General features: G+C 40.1%; 18 protein-coding genes and 1 pseudogene. 12 read left to right on the top strand and 7 right to left on the bottom strand.

Annotated elements, in window-relative coordinates; all coding sequences use genetic code 11:
• Window positions 1-17 precede the first annotated feature (17 nt).
• From ACRD64_RS11880 to ACRD64_RS11905, 6 genes are all read right to left on the bottom strand, one after another.
• Window positions 18-1,325, bottom strand: a complete 1,308-nt coding sequence (locus tag ACRD64_RS11880; RefSeq protein WP_430933578.1) for a c-type cytochrome — start codon at window positions 1,323-1,325, stop codon at window positions 18-20.
• A 58-nt stretch (window positions 1,326-1,383) separates the two neighbouring features.
• Entirely contained in the window at window positions 1,384-2,814 is a 1,431-nt protein-coding gene (locus ACRD64_RS11885; protein WP_430933579.1) for a c-type cytochrome, read from the bottom strand.
• Window positions 2,815-2,939: 125 nt separating this feature from the next.
• A complete protein-coding gene (locus tag ACRD64_RS11890) occupies window positions 2,940-3,149 on the bottom strand; it encodes an energy transducer TonB (protein WP_430933618.1) in 210 nt (69 codons plus the stop codon).
• Window positions 3,150-3,231: 82 nt separating this feature from the next.
• Entirely contained in the window at window positions 3,232-3,378 is a 147-nt protein-coding gene (locus ACRD64_RS11895) for a hypothetical protein (protein ID WP_430933580.1), read from the bottom strand.
• A gap of 374 nt (window positions 3,379-3,752) precedes the next feature.
• Entirely contained in the window at window positions 3,753-5,357 is a 1,605-nt protein-coding gene (locus ACRD64_RS11900) for a S41 family peptidase (RefSeq protein ID WP_430933582.1), read from the bottom strand.
• A 29-nt stretch (window positions 5,358-5,386) separates the two neighbouring features.
• Window positions 5,387-5,827 (bottom strand): dCMP deaminase family protein, encoded by a 441-nt coding sequence (locus tag ACRD64_RS11905; RefSeq protein ID WP_430933583.1) that lies wholly within the window; start codon window positions 5,825-5,827, stop codon window positions 5,387-5,389.
• Between the two features lie 174 nt (window positions 5,828-6,001).
• Between ACRD64_RS11905 and ACRD64_RS11910 the strand changes: the two genes are divergently transcribed.
• From ACRD64_RS11910 to ACRD64_RS11930, 5 genes are all read left to right on the top strand, one after another.
• On the top strand, window positions 6,002-8,842 hold the full coding sequence (locus tag ACRD64_RS11910; RefSeq protein ID WP_430933584.1) for a hypothetical protein: 2,841 nt from the start codon (window positions 6,002-6,004) through the stop codon (window positions 8,840-8,842).
• Between the two features lie 474 nt (window positions 8,843-9,316).
• The gene (gene tsaB, locus ACRD64_RS11915; protein ID WP_430933585.1) at window positions 9,317-10,024 is read left to right on the top strand and encodes a tRNA (adenosine(37)-N6)-threonylcarbamoyltransferase complex dimerization subunit type 1 TsaB; all 708 of its coding nucleotides are present in this window, start codon (window positions 9,317-9,319) and stop codon (window positions 10,022-10,024) included.
• 160 nt (window positions 10,025-10,184) lie between these two features.
• Entirely contained in the window at window positions 10,185-10,982 is a 798-nt protein-coding gene (locus ACRD64_RS11920; protein WP_430933586.1) for a DUF3108 domain-containing protein, read from the top strand.
• A gap of 230 nt (window positions 10,983-11,212) precedes the next feature.
• Window positions 11,213-11,782: an elongation factor P gene (gene efp / locus ACRD64_RS11925; RefSeq protein ID WP_430933587.1), complete on the top strand. Its 570-nt coding sequence runs from the start codon at window positions 11,213-11,215 to the stop codon at window positions 11,780-11,782.
• A gap of 153 nt (window positions 11,783-11,935) precedes the next feature.
• Window positions 11,936-13,168, top strand: a complete 1,233-nt coding sequence (locus ACRD64_RS11930; RefSeq protein WP_430933588.1) for a PP2C family protein-serine/threonine phosphatase — start codon at window positions 11,936-11,938, stop codon at window positions 13,166-13,168.
• Window positions 13,169-13,210: 42 nt separating this feature from the next.
• On the opposite strand, the gene ACRD64_RS11935 is transcribed toward ACRD64_RS11930, so the two are convergent.
• On the bottom strand, window positions 13,211-15,724 hold the full coding sequence (locus ACRD64_RS11935; protein WP_430933589.1) for a YfhO family protein: 2,514 nt from the start codon (window positions 15,722-15,724) through the stop codon (window positions 13,211-13,213).
• A 509-nt stretch (window positions 15,725-16,233) separates the two neighbouring features.
• Here ACRD64_RS11935 and ACRD64_RS11940 point away from each other — a divergent pair.
• From ACRD64_RS11940 to ACRD64_RS11970, 7 genes and pseudogenes are all read left to right on the top strand, one after another.
• Window positions 16,234-16,670, top strand: a pseudogene (locus tag ACRD64_RS11940) (transposase).
• Between the two features lie 831 nt (window positions 16,671-17,501).
• Window positions 17,502-18,764: an ATP-dependent 6-phosphofructokinase gene (locus tag ACRD64_RS11945; protein ID WP_430933590.1), complete on the top strand. Its 1,263-nt coding sequence runs from the start codon at window positions 17,502-17,504 to the stop codon at window positions 18,762-18,764.
• A gap of 54 nt (window positions 18,765-18,818) precedes the next feature.
• Window positions 18,819-20,261: a pyruvate kinase gene (gene pyk, locus ACRD64_RS11950; protein ID WP_430933591.1), complete on the top strand. Its 1,443-nt coding sequence runs from the start codon at window positions 18,819-18,821 to the stop codon at window positions 20,259-20,261.
• A gap of 3 nt (window positions 20,262-20,264) precedes the next feature.
• Window positions 20,265-20,483, top strand: a complete 219-nt coding sequence (locus tag ACRD64_RS11955) for a hypothetical protein (RefSeq protein WP_430933592.1) — start codon at window positions 20,265-20,267, stop codon at window positions 20,481-20,483.
• Window positions 20,484-20,670: 187 nt separating this feature from the next.
• Window positions 20,671-20,844, top strand: a complete 174-nt coding sequence (locus tag ACRD64_RS11960; RefSeq protein ID WP_430933593.1) for a hypothetical protein — start codon at window positions 20,671-20,673, stop codon at window positions 20,842-20,844.
• Window positions 20,845-20,869: 25 nt separating this feature from the next.
• A complete protein-coding gene (locus ACRD64_RS11965; protein WP_430933594.1) occupies window positions 20,870-21,043 on the top strand; it encodes a hypothetical protein in 174 nt (57 codons plus the stop codon).
• Window positions 21,044-21,228: 185 nt separating this feature from the next.
• Entirely contained in the window at window positions 21,229-21,645 is a 417-nt protein-coding gene (locus ACRD64_RS11970; RefSeq protein WP_430933595.1) for a hypothetical protein, read from the top strand.
• The last annotated feature ends 1 nt before the right edge of the window (window position 21,646 follow it).

A 21,646-nucleotide genomic window follows, 5' to 3' on the forward strand; every position in this document is an offset into this window, starting at 1 on the left:
TTAAAATCCAAGTCATGCTATTGCTCAAAAATATAATCACCCAAATCCGATAGTTCCTGGTCAGTCATTTGCGGGAAACCTGTCATGGCAGGATAATCCATTCGTTTGCGGCCCGGAGTGCGCACCCACTTTTTAAATCCTGAAAAATCATTGGCATATACCTCAATCATTTCGATTACCGGCGGCCCAACGAGGCGTTCGGTAATTTTATGGCAAACGGTGCAATATTGTTTAAACAAAGCTTCGCCCGGAGGCAAATCAGCTTGGGCACTCATACCCTGTTGTGCCTCCCAGGTTGCCTGCTGTACCATTTCAGCATGTTGGGCCGAACGTTGGGCCATTAGTCTTTGATGTGGCTCCAAAGCATTTGCTCTGTAAATATGGCGTCCGGTACCCATAAAAACAACAGTAATGGTTATCAAGGATACTACCCTAACAAAATGTCGTCCTATTTTTTCCTGCGGCCCGGTAATCTCAAACCACATCAGTATCATGGCGGCTATCCCAAAACAGACGCCCAGTAAAATCACCCAAAACAGGTTCCAATCGACTCCTTTAGATGGCAGGGTTAAGAACACTAACGATCCAAATAAAAATTGCGAAGTAGTTGCACCAAAGGCCAATGAGTAAAATTTTTTTTGCAAATCATATTTGGTAAATTCTCCAAGACTCTCTTTAAATTCAAAGCCCTTGCGGCTGAAATAATAAAACAAAAACAAGCCGGTAATTGCCATTGAGGCCATCAGAAAATGAAAGTATCGTGGCAACACATTTGGCAATGCCAAGGAGGAGAAGAATCCCTTAACTTCACTCCACTTTTCCGGAAAAAGCATCAGGTTTATATTGGCCAAAAATACAAATGGGATAAAAAGAAAACAAGCCACCGCTAAAACCAATATTGAAATGTGCAAAGGTTTATTGTTAGCCAATATTTTCCAGCTATATTTATGTGCGTATAACAACAAAAACACAAAAGCCACCAGCGGAACAAGCATAATCCAATACTTACCGGTTAGCGCATTGGCCGAATAAAAGTAAATGGTATATAGCACGTTGATGGAAAGTAAAGGCGCCACACCTAACACCACAGCCAAACTCTTATTGACGGTGATGGTCTGTGCAATCTGATAAGCCAATGCATCATACTTTTTATTTTTCAATCCTTTTACCTCGAACCAAAGTGTAAGAACGGAACCGCCTACCATTAAATTCACAAATAAAATATGCAGAAGAAACGAAAAAACCAATAAGGTAATCAATACACCTTCGGGTAACGGTAATGGGAGTGGAATATCCTTAGGTACAAGTTGTAATTGAGCAAACATATGCGAAACTATTTTTTATTAGGTTAGAACAAGTTTAAAAGCAAAGGCAAGTTGGAAACTATTTATTCATCGGGCTTAAATTATAGGGATTGGTAGCTGTACCTTTTATCTGAGCACCCTCCAACTTACTTGGATACTCCTGCTGTGACTTAATATAAGCCGCCAGCGCATCCAGTTCGGCCGTATTCCCGGGGAATGGAGGCATATATGTTTTTACATTGTGCATGCCCTCGATGTATGCTTTCATGGCAACTACATCCAGAGGTTTGTCGGTGCCGTACATTTTTTCGAAGTTAGTAACGATGGAGTTTATGCCATGGGTAGTGTGACATCTGGTACAAGCTATGAGAAATACATTCTGACCGGCCTCTAACGTGTTACGTTCTGTCACTTTTGGTGTACTTGTAAAAGATGAGTGCGCTAATACACCGTCGCGTTTATATAGCGGATAGTCTTGTTTTAACAAACCATTGGCATACATGTAATCAGCTATTACATAAGGCTTACGAATAAATTCGCGCAGTCTTTCAAAGGTTCCCAAAAACGCAAACAACATAACCAGAGGCACCCAGAGCCAACCTTTGGGGAACTTGCTGGGTTTCCAAAGTAACAGCAGGCTTACCACTACTGCCAACCCTACTCCGCCAACGATTATATATTTGAGCGATCCGTACCAGTCTTGGTATTCCTGAGTTCCCAGGGCAACAGGAAGGTTACCGACCATAAATGTGGGTATCTTAATATAATAAATAAAGGCGCCTAGTAATGCAATGGGTGTCCAGAAAAGTGTCCAAAGACTCATGGTTCTGGTGGCAGGAATTTTTATGGGATCATTCTTTTTTATAAAAAATGAAGATAGAAATAAGGCGAACACACCTCCCATCATCATGGCTAATCCAGTACGGAAGACCAGTTGGGGCATGTACAGTGGATTAAGCACTCCAGACCAGAACGTATTTTCGGTGTTCCAATTGCCCGGATCCATCATAAAGCCAAGTATGGCAACGATTATGGCCATGGTTAACCACGAAAATATGGCTAAGGATGCACCAAAAATAATATGTTGCTTTTTGGCCTTCCGGCTTTTGCTTGCGCGCTTCCAGGTAAGGAAGTACAGCATGATCATGCCAACCTCGGTCACAAACACGATCCATTCAGTAAACCAGGCCATGTAGAAAACACGGATTAAACTGGCAATGGATGCGGGGTTAACCAAAGCTGCCGCAAACCAAATGCCAACACCTGTGAGTGCGCCAACCGTAGTGGTTATTACAAACGACACAAACAGAAGTTTATAGGAGAATTTATCCCAATAGGCACTTTTATCGGGATCTGTTGTTTCTGATTTGTAACCCAAATACTCCATCAGAGTAACCAGAGGGATAAAACCAACTGCGATGGCGTGGTTAATCAGAACATGAATAATGGCAATCACAGCAACCAACATGCGATTACCCATGAAGTCGAGGTGAAATAAAGGAAAGTCCATACTTGTGGGTTGTTAGCAAATCAAAGCAAAATATAATCATTTAACCGATAACAACCAACAACAATTGAACTAATTTGTTTGAAAAATGAAAGACTTAATTGCCAAGCAAGGTGAATGGGAACAGCTTATGAAGCATTTACTTTCTTTCCCTGGCTTTCTCCTGTAATCCAACCTGGCTTTCCCGGAACAACCCACCTAGCTATACTATCCAAATGAGGGTCAACACCTCTGCCTATTGAAATATTTTCAACCTTTCCATCTTTATTCACGATAAACCGTACATAAACTCTTCCCTGTATGTTTAGTACATGACTTTGGAAGTCTAATATCCGGATTGAAGTTTGAGTTGTACTTAATGAGTTGTGCCATAGTTATGAAGTAGAGCCATGCAAAATCATTTAAATTAGAAAGTAACAACTATTTTACTTCTTCAAAGTCAGTATACTCACCCAAATCAGGATCGGCAATCTTATTATTCTTCTGGTTTTTCTGGATGGTTACTTTTCCCTCTTCACGTTTTTTTTGTTCTTTAAAATTCTGCTGTTTTTGATATTGGTTATTCATCTTGTTTACACCCTTTGCTAACAAAAAAGGCATAATTACCCTTCCAATAAAACGAAACAAATAATAAAAAACGACCAATATTACTATCGTCCTCAGTAATCCCATAACTTAATTCTTTCTGTAAAGATAATATTTTCCATCGACATGATGTCCTGTGCGCATAACCAGGTTACAGTTATTGTGCCAATTGAAAGCAGTGCCAAATTGTCATCTCAATTAACTTGAATCTTACGGCAGATACAATTTTATATATAATGCGAATCAAGAGCTGTATGTTTATGCAAGCATACAGCCTTGATTCGAATATATAGCTATAACCAAAGAAAGCCTATTTTTCAATAGACTTTCTGCTAAATATGATTTTAAAATTTAGTTTATTCCAGCCTTGAGACCGCATTTTGGAGAACCTCATCAATCTCGCCTAAAATCGGATAGAACCCATCATTATCTATAATGTTTCTGGCGATATATGCTTTAATTTCCGTATCGATCAAATGTTCCGAAACTTTAAATTGTTTTCGGTTCATTTTCACCCCTTCTTTTGATGCGAAGGACTTGAATTCATTGATAATAGGTTGCTTATCCAAGTAAGCTTTCACCTCTTCAACCTTAGTAAACTGGTCTATTTTAGAACGATTAATATCGGTATATTCCAGTGCAAAGCGATAGATCAAACCATTCTCTCTAACCTTGTAAAAATATTCGGTCAGTTTTGTAGTGTCACGTGGCACAAAGTAGTCGGGCATTATCCCACCCCCTCCATATACGGTACGGCCTTTTTTTGTTTTATATGCTAATGAATCATTAACATTGATGCTGTCCTGGTTAAAAAATTCTCCATGTTCAAAACGGGCTAGAATATCTTTGTAATACTCTTCGTTTCCATTTTCGTAAGGTTTCTGGATACACCTTCCTGCAGGGGTATAATATCTCGAAATAGTCAAGCGCAAAGCTGATCCATCCGGCAAGGGAATTTGGCTTTGAACCAAACCTTTCCCAAAAGTTCTGCGCCCTACAACGATACCCCTGTCATTGTCCTGGATGGCTCCTGCAAATATCTCGCTGGCCGAAGCAGAAAACTCATCCACCAGGACGGCAACCTCTATTTCCTGACAGGTACCTTTCCCGTTAGCGCGGAACTCATATCTGGGGTTTGATTTACCTTCGGTATAAACGATCATATCCCCTCTCGCCAAGAACTCATTACAAAGGTTGTTTGCTACTTCGAGGTACCCCCCTGAATTTCCGCGGAAATCGATAATGACTTTTTTACAGCTGTTGGCCTTCAGCTTGGCAAGCGCCGTTAAGAATTCACTGTACGTATTAGCTGCAAACCTGCTTACCTTAATATAACCTATCTCATCCGTTACCATGTACGAAACATCCACACTGTACATCGGAATCTTACCCCGTGTAATGTCGAACCGAATCGGTTTTTTCAGGTTTCTACGGATAATACCTACCTTTACTTGGGTGCCCATTTCGCCACGAAGAAGGTTTAACACCACTGAGTTATTAATCCCGTTGCCCGCTATCAATGAATCGTTTACCGTTACTATTCTGTCTCCGGGCAAGATACCCACTTTTTCGGAAGGGCCACCCGACACTACGGCAACCACCATAACCGTGTCTTTATGGATATTAAACTGTACGCCAATACCTCCAAAGCCGCTCGAAAGCTCTTCGTTCACATTTTTCAGATCCTTGGCTGGAATATAAACTGTATGAGGATCCAATTTCTTCAACAACTCCGGTATCATTTCCTCTTGCAGCTTGTCGGTGTTGACGGTATCCACATATTCCTCTTCAATCAGATTTAGAATTGCCTCCATTTTATTGGTCTGGGGATAAATGACCAACGGATTCTTTTTGCCCATTTTCCCCGGCAAAATTACATAGCCAATAAAAATACCGGCTATTAAAATCAAAGCCAGCAAAACAGGCTGAAATATTTGTCTTTTAGAATTATTGTAACTCATAAATTTTCAATTTTCTTTTCCAGTATACCTTACATCTCGATATGCATGGTTTCAATATTAGCCCGGTTTAACAAGATTATTCCGTCTTCCACCCGATATCTCTGATTGTAAACTACCCTTACAATTCCTGCCTGAATGATGAGTTTGGCACATTCGATACAAGGAGAACAAGTTACATATAACGTAGCACCCTCTGAACTATTATTGGAACGTGCCACTTTAGTAATAGCATTGGCCTCCGCATGTAAAACATAGGGTTTGGTAATATTGTTCCCGTCCTCACAGTTATTCTCAAATCCGGATGGTGTGCCATTGTAACCGTCGCTAATAATCATCTTTCCCTTTACCAGTAATGCACCAACCTGCCTTCTGTTGCAATACGAATTCTCGGCCCACACATGAGCCATTCTCAAATATCTTTTATCCAACAGAAGTTGTTTCTCTTTCGTTGGCAAATCTTTTTCGTTCATTTATAAATTCTTGCTCAATAAAAAATCGATGCACAAAAATAACAAAATATGTTAGCCGAAAACATCAGTTAATAAATTAAAACACGCTGAATATAGATATGTATTTTTAGGTAAAACGAACCTTTTGATTTTTTTTAACGTAAAAAATCCGAACACCCACACACAACACACAAAATGAAACACAATTTACACTCTAAGGGGCTCTATAAAAAGAGTTCTAAATTAGTCGCGACATTAATTGTTTTCGCATCCATTTTCACCAATGCAAATGCTGCAATAAATGACCTTACAAAAGAATGTGAAAACTGCTTTTCTGCCGAATTAGTAACTTTCGAAGAGGATTCTAATTGCGTAACCGTAGAACTTGAAATAAACGCATCTGCAATTTGCAGTTCCGCATTGTCGCATTTAACTATCGAAGTGCCTTGCGGGAGCATTTCCAATGTTACAAACTCGGGGGATTGGGAAATAGAAAATCCAAGCAATGATCCAACAACAGGAATAACCGGTTTTAAAATAGATAACATCCATGGATTTGGAGAAGATAATAATGCCGGCACCTTTAACATAGGTTATACCGTGTGTTTGTATGATGCCCAATGCATTACAAAAATAAAAGAAGGAATAAAGTTAGCATACAAAGCCGGCAATTGTATTTTTTATGAAGAAATAAAAATTGCAAATCAACTTTCTGCCATCATATCCAAAGGCGATGTTACTTGTTACGAAGGCAATAATGGATTTGCAAGTATTGAAATTGTAGAAGGCGTGGCACCTTTTACCTTTTTGTGGAATACGGAAAGTACTTCGCAAAGCATTGATGGCTTACATAGTGGCGAATATTTTGTATCGGTAACTGATAGTACAGGTGCTACCATTGAGCTCTCAACTACTATTTTACAACCTGAATTTCCGATTAATATTACCAAGGATATTTCATTTCCTTCATGTGGTCAAAACGATGGAGCCATAAAACTATCTGTGTCAGGAGGAACAGAACCATATATCTACTCTTGGAACGATGGGTCATCCAGCGATTCTCTCGTAAATTTAAATGACGGAACATTTACAATTCAAGTGACGGATAGTATGGGCTGCAGCAAATATGAAACGATAGCGTTAAGTGCGGAAACAGATATAGCAATCAGTTTAAAACCTAACTACCTGGAGTGTTTCCAGGAAGGTGAAGGCACCGTTGAAAGCAAGGTAGCCGGCGGTCAGCAGCCTTATGCGTACTTATGGTCCAACGACGAAACCTCGGAAAATTTGAGTCAGGTTAATTCTGGCAGCTATTCCTTAACGGTTACCGATTCCAATGGTTGCACGGCCACCAGTACAACATATGTTGGTATCAAAAAAATGTCGTTAAGCACAGCGGTAACAAACCCAAGTTGTTTTGGATACGATGACGGAAAAATTAGCATTACCGATGTACGCTACGGAAACGAACCTTATAATTATTTGTGGAATACCGGAGATACCTCTTCGTCACTTAACGATATTAGCAGCGGAAGGTACCAGGTTACGGTAACTGACGCATATGGGTGCACAATAAACCGAACTATAAATCTGGCCGACCGGAGACAACTCGAATTGAGTTATTCTATTTCGAGATCGGACTGCTCATCCGACAGTACTGAAGTTGAACTCTATCTCTCAGCCACAGGAGGAACCCCAAACTTTATTTATTACAAAGATGAAACTGAAGTTTCTATTCCTGTTACCTTATGGTCAGAAGGAACATCTTCATATACTGTAATTGATGCCTTTGGGTGCGAAGCGAGCCAGGAAATCTCCATTAATTCAGTAAATAGCGATTTTAGTGTTAGTGCAGATATTGATCACCCAGCTTGTGGAGGCAATTTAACCGGGAATGCCCAATTGATAACAAGTGGAGGAACAGCACCATATGTTTTTAGTTGGTCCGACGGTTATACCGGAAAAGAAAGGAACAATATTCAGCCAGGCATTTACCAAATCGAAGCTGTTGATTCCGACGGATGTTCAGCCACAACCGAAGCAGTCATTGATAGCGTTTCCAATGTTTCGGCTTCTATCATACCACCTACTTTGGTCAAGTGCGAATCGGATAACAACATGTTATATTCCAATTCATCCGGTGCGGATACTTATACCTGGGAGTTTATTGGTAACGACACCTGGTATATCGAAACAAGTTCGAAAAACGAATTGGTTTATCATGCAGGAATCGGAGCGGTTACTGTTACCTATTCCGTTTTAAACGCCGAAGGATGTTTTGCTTCGGATACAATTCAACTAAATTGCACAAACGAAGATGATGGTTCAGGAGGAAACAACCCAGGCGATTCAATTCCTAATATCGTTTTTGCCGACGATTGCTTCTTTTCAGAGATCAGCAAAATTACTCCAATTGGAGATAACTGTTATCAATTTGAGATGATGGTTTATACCAATGGCCATTGCGAGCATGAGCTTTCGCACCTATCCGTAGGTTTGGATAATGCTACAGTTAACTGGCTTGAAAATTCCAGAGACTGGAAAATGGAAATGAATTCCACCGATCCCAAAACCGGCATTTATGGCTTTAAAATAGACGATATTTCCGGTTTTGGCCAAAATGGATACGATCGGTTTAAAATTACATTTGAAGCATGCTTTTATAATAATGAAATACCCGATTATTTCCCGGAAACAATTACCGTTGCCTACAAAAGCGCCAATGCTTATACGCTGCAATTGGTCAATATAAAAATGCAACAAAACTTAAAAGCCGGACTCACTGTATCCGTTTTCCCAAACCCATTTAAAGACATAGCTCAATTAACAATTGTGACAGAAAGCAACACGAATGTTAATATTGAGGTGTATGATATCAGTGGCAATAAAGTAGAGAGTGTTTATAACGGGGAGTTAAAATCCGAAATTAAATATACGTTTAAAATAACAGGAGGAGATAGTAAAGAAAGAATATTATTTTATAAAGTGATTTCTGATGAAGATACTGTTCAAGGAAAACTTCTGAAAACCAAATAAAATAATTTCAGCCCAATGCGTTAATTAATGTTAAATCGAAAATATGGCGAATATTCGGCACAGCCTTTGCTTATTGACATAGAAGAAAATTAACCATAAAAAAACAATTCAAAAGGAGGATTTTAAGTCAAATGGCTGTAACACCAAACGATTTTCTCCGTACCAGAAGATAAGAGTAAGTTTTTTTTCATAGATTAAGGTTTAGGTTAAGTGAAAAAGGGTCGTTCCGAAAGAACGACCTTTTTTATTTCATACCCAAAAGTACCATTAACCCACCATTGTTCCGGCGAGCAATGACTGTCGCCGAAAAAGGACAATCTTTCGGCAAGCGATACACTTTCGCCCGAACGTCAGAGTAGTCACTTGGAATACAGAGGATTAACCTGCCTGAGCATTCGTCTTCTGAAAAAGATATGGAATATGCGAGTTAAGAGCAAAAAATATTATTTTTGCAATCTTATAACACAAGTATTTATGGCTATAATTCTTTCACTGGAAACATCTACAAAAGTATGTTCGGTATGTTTATCAAACAACCATACCATAGTTGCTAAAAAGGAACTCTTTGAGGCAAACTCGCATGCCACCCACCTTACCGTTTTTATCCAGGATTTATTTAACGATTTACCGGACTTGAGCATCAACGATATCGATGCAGTAGCGGTAAGCAGTGGCCCGGGTTCCTATACCGGCTTACGGATTGGCGTTTCGGTTGCCAAGGGAATATGCTATGCACTTCATAAACCCCTGATTGCAATTACATCGTTGGAGTGCCTGGCACAGGCAGTTATTAACCATTCAGCATTGAAGGGTAAAACCAGCAAAGACACCTTATTTTGCCCGATGATTGATGCACGCAGGATGGAGGTATATACGGCATTATTTAATGCAGACATGAAGTTGGTAGAGAAAATTAGTGCCCGAATCATTGATGAGGATAGTTACAAAGAAATCTTAGATAAACACCCCATGGTTTTTTTAGGGGATGGAGCCGAAAAATGTAAGGATACCATAGTACATTCCAACGCCCTGTTTTTGGATGGCCAATCCCCGTTGGCATCAAACATGGTAAATATTGCCCACAAAAAGTTTGAAAATTCGGATTTCGAAGACGTTGCTTATTTTGAACCGTTTTATTTAAAAGACTTTGTGGCAACCACCCCAAAAAAGAAGGTCTTATAAATTTGGTCTGGTAATTGTTGAACCCGTATTGTGCATTTAAAAATATAAATGCATAATTTGAAGAAAGAAAATCATCTGGTTAAGCCAAACAGCTAAACACTACTATGATGATCTTCTTTGTTAGGATTTAACCCTGACAGCATCAAATAAATCGATTACTATGCATAAACATATACTCACGATCTTTCTGGTCATAATGCTGCTTGGCAATCACATTGCTTCTGCTAAAAACAATCCAGGCGCAGATGGCAACCATACCTATCAGCCGGGAGAAAAATTAAAATACAGTCTTAAATACGGCTTTATAAAAGGAGGTTACATTTCGTTCACCGTTAAAGATACACTATGGAACGGAATCAACACGCACGAACTGGAGCTTTTTGCCAAAACTTCGGGTATGGTAGATGTCTTATTTAAAGTACGGGACAAATATGCCAGTTACATTGACCCAACCTCGGATCAACCCTTAAAATCTGTTCGGGATATCAGGGAAGGAAGATATGAATACTATAACGAGGTGGTTTACGACTACCATACCTTAAGGGAAGATTCCATCACCATTCAGAGCAAGAAATCCGGCAGCGTGAGGGTCCCCCCCCATATTCATGATATTGTATCGGCGTTTTACTTTGCCCGCAGGTACAAATTTAACGATCAAATGAAAGTGGGCGATATATTGGAATTCACGACTTATTTCAGCGATGAGATATTCCCTTTGAAAATAAAATATGTGGGTAACCAAATGGTCAGAACTAAGTTCGGGAAAAGCGAATGTTATCTATTCCACCCTGTGACTGAGGTTGGCAGGATGTTTGAAACGGAAGAGGATATGAAAATATGGGTGACACGGGATAAAAACAAAATACCGATTAAGGCAAAGGTCAACTTAAAAGTTGGATCATTCACCTGCGAGCTTATCGAGCATACGGGATTAAAAAATGCACTTGGCAAGCAATAAGCCAATCCCGCAAAACTGAAGCCTGAATTGTAATGGCAAGTATGCCGGGAGTCTTTCTATTGTTTTACAACGGCATACATTTTTCTCCATACCATGGAAATATTTAGATATGAATATGCCAATTAATCTCCCACTTGCTAATTAATATACATAATTATTAGCTATTCCAAGTATTTGATTTATTTTTGCAGCACAAAAACAGTTTATACAAAGATTTAATTAAGAACACTATGGCAACTACAGCTGATATCAGAAACGGGATGTGTATTGAATTCAAGAACGACTTGTATTCAATAGTGCAGTTTCAGCATGTAAAACCGGGTAAAGGTCCGGCTTTTGTACGTACCAAACTGAAGAACATTTCTACAGGAAAAGTAATTGACAATACTTTCTCGGCCGGACATAAAATCAACGAGCAACGCGTTGAGCGCCGTTCATACCAGTATTTATATAAAGATGACATGGGTTACGTTTTTATGAACAACGAAACCTATGAGCAAGTTACAATTGAAGAAAAGCTAATTGAAAATCACGACTTATTGAAAGATGGCTTGACTTGTGAAGTAGTTTACCACGCCGATACCGAGACACCTCTTTTAGTAGATCTTCCGATGCATATTGAGTTTGAGGTTACCTACACCGAACCGGGCGTAAGAGGGGACACTTCATCTACCAACTCACTAAAACCGGCTACCATTGATACAGGGGCCCAAATAATGGTTCCATTGTTTGTAAACACGGAAGATTGGATCAAGGTGGACACGCGTGACCGTTCGTACGTTGAACGAGTTAAAAAATAATTCTATCAGACCACAAAATCGAGCCTGGCACATTTCAGGGCTTTTTGATATTACCTGAACTACAGGGGCCTTTTTACGGGATTCAAGAAAATACATTTTCTTTAGGTCGAAAAAATTTAATATCTTACCATTCCAAAAGGTTTAAAAAATTCTATGGTAACGCAGCTTCAAAAAAAAAGACTCCGGCTTTTTAAAGACAGGTTGAATATTCTGTTAGACATTGCTCAAACGATCAATGAGGACCACAGCATAGACGACTTACTGTCGGAGTTTGAAGTGCTTTTGCGCGAGGAACTTGAAGTGGGCAAGATACTGGTTTTTACTTTTGGAGATGGAAAATGGGAAAACCTGTTAAACTCCGGTGTCACCAAAGAAGAAGTTGCCAATATAGATGTTGAACGGGACCTTGCACAATATCGGAATATAGAAAACATTACCATATCACACCCTCCACAGCTCAAAGGGTTTGATGCCGTAATTCCATTATTTCACCGATACAAATCGATTGGCTTTGTGTTAATTGGTGATGTGGACGAAGAACAAACAGGTATAAGCCCCACGATCAAGCATCTAAAACTGATTCAGATCATCTCCAATCTGATCATCGTTTTTATCGAAAACAAACGGATGCAGAATGAATTGCTTGAGCAAGAGGCTATGCGAAAAGAGATGGAGCTGGCTTCCCGCATCCAATCGAAACTTGTTCCCGCAGACGACCACCTTCCCGTTAGCACTAAATACACAATCCATACCTTTTACCACCCCCAGTTCGAAGTCGGGGGGGATTACTACGACTTTATCCGGCTTTCGAAAAACGTACTTGGCTTTTGTATTGCTGATGTTTCCGGGAAAGGGATTTCTGCGGCCATATTGATGTCGAACTTTCAAGCAGTTTTCCGTACCCTTTATACACCCAGCATAAACCTAAAAAGACTGGCCCATGGGCTGAACAGAAAGGTGAACATGAGTGCCAACAACGAGAAATTCATCACCATGTTTTTGGGAAAGTACAATACCATTACCCGAAAATTAACCTATATCAATGCGGGCCATTTGCCGCCCATGCTGTTTGACCCAAAAAAGAAGCATCTGATTCACCTCGACAAAGGGTGTATAGGTTTAGGCATGCTCGATGAGATACCTTCTATTGAAGTTGGCAGTGTACGAATTCCGCGAAATTCCAAGTTTTTGGCCTTTACTGACGGTTTGGTGGAATTGGAGAATGGCGATCAGATAGAATCGGGCATGAAACCCATTGAGGATATTATTTCGGACAGCAACAATATTGAAACAAATATGGAAGCCCTCAAGGAGCTGATTCAGGTACAGCTCGAAAGAGGCTCAGTGTTTGACGACATCTCCGTTACGGGTCTGGAATTCAAATAAAAAAGGAGCTATCTGCTCCTTTTTTATGTTTTATCACTGTCGTTAGTTTTGTCTTTTAACCGATTTATATATCGCAAATAATATCAACGCGAGTATTAACAGTGAGCTTATCAACGAAATCAGCTGCCCCAATTTAAAAGATACAGGTTCAAATTTAAATTCGAGTTTATGTTGACCTTCCGGCAACATTACCGCTCTTAATATGTAGTTGGCTCTTTTGATATCAATCTTCTCTCCATCCACATAAGCATTCCAACCTTTGGGATAGTAAATCTGCGAGAATACCGCTAACTGTTCTTGCTTGATCGAATAGTCGTAAACAATATGGTTTGGCTCATATTTTTGAATGCTTAAGGAACCCGACACTGAATCTACTTGATACGATTCCAGATCTTTGAATTCCGATATATTAACTACCGCTTTTTCGCTTAAAGGAACATGATTTAAAGCATCAATAGCCCCATCAGGGGCCTGAACCGGATATACCTCCTTAACAAACCAGGCATCGCCCATTGCATTATTATTTACAATCGGACCAGCATTAGGGCTGTACACAATATATTTAGCATTAAGCATATTCAACACATGCATATCGGCTAACTTATCCTGGATCTCTTGTTCATCACCTTGGTTTTGCAATACCGAAATCACCGATCTCCAATCGCTCATTAAATATCTGTCAATCAAATCCTGGTACCTGCGCAGCTTGGCTCCGTGATAACCTCCTATCGACTCGTGGTGGTATGATGTAACCACTTCTTTAAATGGATCTCTGTATATCGAAAAGACTCTTTCTCCATCCTTTTTCTGTTTGTTGATGGCTTTATCGGCCTTGCTTATCGCAAATTCCTGACCTACTTTTCGCTTGCTCTGAAAATGATCGTTATTTAAGTAACGTTTGTCAACTCCCCAATGATCAATAAGGATCAATAAGCCCAGACCCCAAATCAGATACTTGCCCGATAATTTTTGGGTGGCAAAAAACCAAACTGATGCAGAAGCGATCAGTATAAAGGCAAACGATCTAAAAGCATCTGATTTTAACAAGTATACGCGGGCAATTTTAAGGTTGGCCAATATCCCATCGAAATAGGCAGAAACCTGTGCTGCCTGAGCTGCATTCTGCTGCATGGCCTGTTGCTTTTGCTGTACAATAGCATTTAATTCGGCATCACTAATAAAACTAAAAAAGGCATGGGGAAACAGATAAAAAAGCAAACTGATACCACCCGTTAATCCGAATGCGGCAAAGAATTTCCAATTGGTCTCCCTAATGAGTTGTGGCTTATTAAAAACCTCTCTTAACCCTAAAAACCCAAGTGCAGGAATCGTAAATGAAGCAATCACCATAGCCATCTCCACCGTACGGAACTTATTGTATAGCGGAAAATTATAAAACATAAAGTCGGTAAATGCCGGAAAGTGACGTCCCCAGGCTAAAAAGAAGGAAAAAACAGTAGCTGCTACCAGCCACCATTTATCGGGTCCCCGGTAGAAGAACATTCCCAGCATAAACAAAAAACAAACCACAGCGCCCGCGTAAACAGGCCCGGACGTAAACGGTCGCCCACCCCAATATTGGCTTTGACCACCTACCGCTTCTTTAAACTGACTGTCGACGTTATCCAACGCCGACTTATTATTGGAAATCGCTTCGGAAGCCCCTCCCACCGCATTCGGAACTATTAAAGTCCATGTACCCTGAGGCTCCAGGCTCCAGGCATGCGCATAATCCTTATCCAAACCGCTATGCTGTTTTTTCCCATCTTCCGGGGCTAATTCTGATTTACCGCGGATACTGTATTTGCCATATTCATAGGTAGTCCATAAGTTTGTGATATTGGGCAATACGGCCAGAAGAGCGGCCGCAACCAACACCCCGGATGCCTTAGCAAATTGATTCAAGCTTTTGTGAACAACAGCGTATGCCAGTCGCGAAATAACCAATATCATAACCAACATAGCCAAATAATAAGTTATTTGCATATGGTTATAGGCTATCTGAACCCCCAAAGCGATGGTGGTAAACAATCCTCCAACCCACATATTACGATTATACGTATATATAATTCCCGCAATTACCGGAGCCATTAATGCAACAGTGTAGGCTTGTGTTATATGGCCGGCGACTATAATAATGAGATTGTACGAGCCAAAACCAAAAGCCAATGCCCCTATGAGACTAAAACGCCAATCCATTTTTAAACTCAGTAGGAAAATATAGAATCCCAACAAATATAAAAATAGGATGGCTACGGTATGATATGGCATACCCATCCTTGAAGTTCTGTTGATATACGAAAATATATTTTTGGAAGCGTCTCCTTTAATTTGATACGCCGGCATGCCGCTAAAGGCACTGTTGGTCCATTGCGACTTGTTTCCTGTTTCCTTTTCAAACTCCCTTAGCTCCTGGGCCATACCAATTGCATGGCTGTCGTCCATTTGCATTAAGGTTTTATTTTTCAGCACGGGACTAAAGTAAGCGAAGCTCAGAACAATAAATAACAATACGGTACCAACGTAGGGTAAGGAAGATTTTAATTTATCAATCATGTTATACATTTATAAAAAGAATCAGTCGTGTATCCGCGCATAGCGGGATGTATACAAATACCTGCCTGATGGCAGGCCAATAATTAAATGAAAAGCATTTAGATACAGGTCACACTCAATACCAAACACATTTAACAATCGGTAATTTAATGAATTTTAAAACTGCCTAAAAATATACAAAAAGGGCATACGGTGCAACGGGTATTTTATAGTCAATTTGAATGATTTTAACACCTAAGTTAACGTCTGTTAATTTGACAAAACAACAATTTTATGGCACGAACATTGTTGATTATTCTACCGAAGAGCAATTAAGTTTTTCATAGATTAGGTTAGGGTTTAAGTTTGGTAATCGAGGCATCACTCGATGTCTCGATTATTTTTTAAACCACATAAAAATTGAAGAGTTTAAGTTTTTTTTCATAGATTAGGGTTTAAGTTTAAAAAGGAGCGTTTCAACGGAAACACTCCTTTTTTTTTCTGTGGGTGCTGGTCGACAGTATGCCGAAGTGATCGGAAAAGTCGTCAATTGTCAGGTCGGAGTTTATGCTTCGCCGGTGAATGGGACATCGGCCTCGTTGATAATTGAACGCATCTTCTTGCCTAAATCATGGATAACAAAGAAAGGTGTAACCAGGCAAAAATACCGGACGAAGGATGTCGTCAATTTAAAACCAAGCCGAAACTGGCTTTGTCCTTGATAAAACAGGATGTCGAAAGGGGTGTTGTTTTTGACTGGATAGGTGGGGATGGACTGTACGGACTCAACACAAAGTTTTGTAACGGACTGGAGGCAATGGGACTCTTCTATGTTTTGATGTTCACAAAGCCGGGAAAGTGTTCCTTCTGGAACCGGCATTTTCAGTACCCGAGACCAAAACCAACAAAGGTCGTAAGCCATCAAAAATACAGCCGGACACCAAGTCTGTGCGGTTGGACAATCTAACAAAATCAATTTCCCCGGAGCTTTCGCAAAAGAAAGAGATCAGAGAAACCGTTCAGGACAAGTTGTGCCTTTGGTTCCACAAAAGAACTATTTGGAGCTGGGACGGGAAAAGTGAAAAAGCAAAAAAAAAAGAATTCTGATAATTACCAAAACAACAGACGCAAAGCCAAAGATAAAATACAGTGTCAGCAGCGGTGAGCCTGATGCCTATACGCATAAAGAATATGCCTATTTTGTGAGTCAGTGATATTGGGATGGAAAGATCTTTGGATAATGCAAAGAGCGAACTGGGGATATCTGATTATCAAATAAGGAAATGGCAATCATAGCAGACCCACTATACAATTGCAATGATGGCTTTGTTACACATTACAGAACAGCTGATCGTAAACAGAAGATGTTCCCCTGCTAAGTTTAAGAGATGCACGAATATCAATAGTTTCTAACATCTGTGCAACACAGGTTGAACTGAAACGCAGAGCCATGCAAATGCTAATACGACATAGGAAACGTAGGAAGGATATTGATTTCGCACATTACAACAAAGAGAAAGAATAAAATCGAAAGTAGAACTAGGAAATACTTTTAATTTTGCTGCTGAAGCGTAGATAGGAACGACCCAAATTACTTATGCCGCTTTTGTTCTAACCAAACATCAACTACAACTTGTCCGTTTATGCTTTACTAAAATGCAAAACGAATGCTTAATCTCAATCCCATCCTTTTTGTACATTACAATTGTAATGAGATACTTTTTCATGCAAAACAATTGGTAAATTCCTTTGTTATTAACCGAATGGTAATTAAATTTATACAAATACATTGTTGTAAATGAATATAATGCTTCTAGGTCAACCACGCTTCAATTCTCCCGTTCGACACTTTGTAAATGATGACCTTCGTTTACCCGAAAATATTATTCGAGGAGTAAATGCTCCTCTAGAAGGAGAATTGCTTTTTGAGATAGCCGGTCCAAGGGAAAAAATTTACTTTGATCCCCAAACGACAAAGGCCGGAATTGTTACTTGTGGTGGCTTATGTCCTGGATTAAACGATGTGATTCGTTCCTTATTTCTTGAATTACACCATGCCTACGGAGTGATGGATGTCATTGGCTTTCGCGGCGGATACAAAGGGTTAGATCCTGTACTCGGAAAAGAACCCTATATCCTGACTACCGAACTGGTAGACGGGATTCACAAAAAAGGAGGAACCTTTTTAGGCACATCGCGCGGACCGGTCGACATAGCGCTGGCTGTGAACAACCTGATTAAGCGAAAAATAAACATACTCTTTGTTGTGGGTGGAGATGGCACTCAGCGTGGAGCCTATGAACTACTTAAAGAGGCCAAAAAAAGAGGCTATCCTTTATCGGTTGTAGGCGTTCCAAAAACAATTGATAACGATGTACCTTTTGTTTCGCAAACATTTGGCTACAACACAGCTATTGAAGAAGCTTCCAAGGTACTTGACCGCGCCCACACTGAGGCACGCAGCGTAGAAAATGGAATCTCGCTTGTTAAACTCATGGGTCGACATGCCGGGTTCATAACTGCTGGCGCCACCATGGCTAGTCAGGATGTTAATTTTGCCTTGGTACCCGAAGTGCCCTTTAAAATGGAAGGTCCGAAGGGTTTTTTAGCAGCACTAAAAAAACGCATACAAAATCGAGCGCATGCACTTATCGTAGTCGCTGAGGGAGCAGGACAGGATTTGATAGAAAATACCCACCCGGAAATAGACGCTTCAGGAAATATCAAATCCAAAGATATAGGCCTTTACCTCAGTGAAAGCATCATAAAATATTTTAAGAAAGAGCAGATTCCAATAGTGATGCGTTATATGGACCCTAGTTACATTGTGCGAAGCAGCCCGGCTAATGCAGAGGATTCCATTCTATGCGATCTCTTTGCCCGAAATGCAGTTCATGCCGCAATGGCTGGAAAAACAGGTGTTGTCATCGGTTATATGCACGATCAATTCGTTCATGTGCCAGTTGAACTGCTTTCCGGCCGAAAAAAACTCATGGATCCAAACAGTATGATTTGGAATGGGACATTAGCTTCGACGGGGCAGTCCATTAAATTTGAATAATCGAATCAATTCGGGAATAACAGGTTTAGAACCTTCACAATACTTTAGAAATATATGATGGCCAATACAACACTTTCAAAACATAAAACCAAAATAGTCGCCACCATTGGACCGGCCTCCGACTCCCCAGAGATGCTCGAAAGGCTTATTCGGGCCGGAATGAATATCGCACGACTTAATTTCTCGCATGGAGACTTTTCTGACCATGCCAGCCGCATTACACGTATACGTGCTGCCGAGAAAACAACTGGGATGCGAGTGGCTATTATGGCAGACCTACCGGGTCCTAAAATGCGTTTGGGTAAAATTGCCGCAGAGCCTATTCAATTGTTAACCGGAGACCGCTTTATATTAACCAGTGATGATATTATTGGCGACCGACAACGGGTGTCAATGAGTTTTAAACAACTGGGTAAAGTAGTGAAATCAGGTGACAGACTCTTTTTAAACGATGGATTAGTGCAGCTTATCGTCGAAAAAATAACAGACTCTGATGTACATTGCAAAGTAGCTATTGGAGGTGAATTACGCTCCAGAAAAGGACTTAATCTACCAGGTATTAAACTAGGGATTGATGTCTTTACCGATCATGATCGCTCCTGTCTCGAATTTGCTTTGCAAAATGGTGTGGATGCTATCAGTCAATCGTTTGTTGAAACTGCTGATGACATTATAAATGTTAGAGCGGCAGCTAATGGCATGGGTAAACAACCTTTTATTATAGCAAAAATAGAACGGGCAGATGCGCTAATAAACATAGATGAGATTTTGAAGGTAACTGATGGCATAATGGTTGCCCGTGGCGATCTTGGTGTAGAAGTACCGATTCATGAAATGGCAATCCTTCAAAAACAACTTATCTACAAAAGCAGAATGGCTGGCAAGCCGGTTATTACCGCAACCCAGATGCTGGAATCGATGACTGAAAATCGACTACCTACCAGAGCAGAAGCCACTGATGTAGCCAATGCGATTATTGATGGAACAGATTGCATTATGCTTTCCGGGGAATCAGCTATGGGTAAATTCCCTGAAGAAGCAGTGACCATGCTGGCCGACATTGCCAACCATACGGAAGCTCACCGACCTCCAAACAACCTTAAAGGTTTTTATGAAATTGGAGATGACAATAAGCCAATTAAAGCCGCCGAAGCACTCTCCACGATTGTTGAGAATGCCCTGCGAACGGTGTCATGCGTAAGTGTATTTATACCCACCAGAACAGGCAAAACAGCACGTATGATATCGCGCTTTTCTCCAGAAGTATGGATCGTAGCGCTCAGTCAATCTAAAACGGTCTGTCAGGGATTGGCTTTCTCATATGGGGTTTATCCTGTACACCTAAACGAAACCCCGGAAAACTGGAGTGATTTTGCACGAGATTGGATAAACGAAAGACAGTTAAAAGGTTCAATAGCCATGTTGGTAGCTGGCCCCTCATCTTTAGATCCTAAATCAAATTATCGATTGGAGTTTTTGCCTGTGGGTAAAAAATAGGCGATGAAGTCTCAAAAAAAATTCAACTATAGTCCAACAATAGGGTACTTTTCTGTACATAATTTTGCCATAGGATTGTCTTTTGCGCAGGAACACGAAGAGTTAGAGGATTACAAAACAACTACATCCCTTGCAGGACCATATGCTATCTATTATATAGGTTCTTCCAATGTGCGTCCATATCTATTTATTAAAATAGGCAACCTAAAAAACCAACAATGAAACAAATACGATTAGCCGTTTTTTGTCGCCAATGCTAACGTCATTGTCATTTGCCCGAAACGAAAATTTAATTATGCATTAGAGGTACGTAATGAACAATAAAACAAGGCATTACTGAAACAAGGCATAGCATCGTTCTGGTGAGTTGAAGTGATGCAACGAAGTGTCTTGTTTTAAAGTAATCTCAATGTGTAATAGAATTTCTAATGCATATTGCGGGTTAAACGAAGATTGGTCTGTTGCTCCCGGTTTTAACTTTGTTTTCCCCAAGCTCGGAAGGAGATATGAAGCTAACGACCTGGCAGTTAAAAGCGGATGCACATTACACTTTTTAGGAAGAGGTCGTATTTGGATTTTATAGTCTTGCCACTCTAAATTATTCTCATATGAAGATTAAATATGATGGACCTAGCGCAGATCTGGGATTTACTGCAGAAGCATCCGATGGCGAAATAGGCATTGATTTAAGTATAGCTACCAATTATGATATGTTTTTTAATGAAATAAATTACGACACGGCTTTTGAGCACATGGCCTTAAAGGTTGGTGCGGGTTTTTAACAAAACTCAGTTCATAAGTTGATTGTTCTTGAAACCGACTTAACGACGTTTGTTTTGGTGCTTTGATTTTTCTGCTATTTTTACGAAAAAAGAAAATGAGGGTTTGTCTTACTATTCTGATTTTATTTATCTCGCTATGTGCACAATCACAAAAGCGTGTACTGGTATTTTATAACCAGGATAAGGTGGAAGCAATTCAAGTTACTAAAGGGGGATTGGTTGTATTAATGTATCAGGGCTATCTGAAACAAATGGAGCTGGAATCTAATTATGTTCTGGATATAAATGATAGCACGGTAACCATTGGTAAACCCAGGCTCTTCTCCGAACCCGTAAACAAGAAAAAAATCCGTATTGAAGATATAAGGGGGTTCCGAAAAGTATCGGCAGGTTCAATGCTGTTAAAAACAGCGCTTACCGTAGGGGCAACCCTTGGAACTTATTATACGATCCGAAATAATGGGGACAACTTAACAAGCACCCAACAATTATTGTACTCGACCGGTGCTGGCCTGGTTACCAACTTATCGTTAAAACTGATATTCCCCGACAACAAAATAAAGCACCAGATGAAGCACGGCTGGAAGGTAATGCTTAGGTGAA

Source organism: Saccharicrinis sp. 156, from assembly GCF_050589685.1.
Classification (GTDB): Bacteria; Bacteroidota; Bacteroidia; order Bacteroidales; family Marinilabiliaceae; genus Saccharicrinis.

What these genes read in the sequence shown, in the direction of transcription:
- ACRD64_RS11880 (WP_430933578.1), bottom strand. Translation starts at nt 1,325, where the DNA reads ATGTTTGCTCAATTACAACTTGTACCTAAGGATATTCCACTCCCATTA.
- ACRD64_RS11885 (WP_430933579.1), bottom strand. Translation starts at nt 2,814, where the DNA reads ATGGACTTTCCTTTATTTCACCTCGACTTCATGGGTAATCGCATGTTG.
- ACRD64_RS11895 (WP_430933580.1), bottom strand. Translation starts at nt 3,378, where the DNA reads ATGAATAACCAATATCAAAAACAGCAGAATTTTAAAGAACAAAAAAAA.
- ACRD64_RS11900 (WP_430933582.1), bottom strand. Translation starts at nt 5,357, where the DNA reads ATGAGTTACAATAATTCTAAAAGACAAATATTTCAGCCTGTTTTGCTG.
- ACRD64_RS11905 (WP_430933583.1), bottom strand. Translation starts at nt 5,827, where the DNA reads ATGAACGAAAAAGATTTGCCAACGAAAGAGAAACAACTTCTGTTGGAT.
- ACRD64_RS11910 (WP_430933584.1), top strand. Translation starts at nt 6,002, where the DNA reads ATGAAACACAATTTACACTCTAAGGGGCTCTATAAAAAGAGTTCTAAA.
- tsaB (WP_430933585.1), top strand. Translation starts at nt 9,317, where the DNA reads ATGGCTATAATTCTTTCACTGGAAACATCTACAAAAGTATGTTCGGTA.
- ACRD64_RS11920 (WP_430933586.1), top strand. Translation starts at nt 10,185, where the DNA reads ATGCATAAACATATACTCACGATCTTTCTGGTCATAATGCTGCTTGGC.
- efp (WP_430933587.1), top strand. Translation starts at nt 11,213, where the DNA reads ATGGCAACTACAGCTGATATCAGAAACGGGATGTGTATTGAATTCAAG.
- ACRD64_RS11930 (WP_430933588.1), top strand. Translation starts at nt 11,936, where the DNA reads ATGGTAACGCAGCTTCAAAAAAAAAGACTCCGGCTTTTTAAAGACAGG.
- ACRD64_RS11935 (WP_430933589.1), bottom strand. Translation starts at nt 15,724, where the DNA reads ATGATTGATAAATTAAAATCTTCCTTACCCTACGTTGGTACCGTATTG.
- ACRD64_RS11945 (WP_430933590.1), top strand. Translation starts at nt 17,502, where the DNA reads ATGAATATAATGCTTCTAGGTCAACCACGCTTCAATTCTCCCGTTCGA.
- pyk (WP_430933591.1), top strand. Translation starts at nt 18,819, where the DNA reads ATGATGGCCAATACAACACTTTCAAAACATAAAACCAAAATAGTCGCC.
- ACRD64_RS11955 (WP_430933592.1), top strand. Translation starts at nt 20,265, where the DNA reads ATGAAGTCTCAAAAAAAATTCAACTATAGTCCAACAATAGGGTACTTT.
- ACRD64_RS11960 (WP_430933593.1), top strand. Translation starts at nt 20,671, where the DNA reads ATGTGTAATAGAATTTCTAATGCATATTGCGGGTTAAACGAAGATTGG.
- ACRD64_RS11965 (WP_430933594.1), top strand. Translation starts at nt 20,870, where the DNA reads ATGAAGATTAAATATGATGGACCTAGCGCAGATCTGGGATTTACTGCA.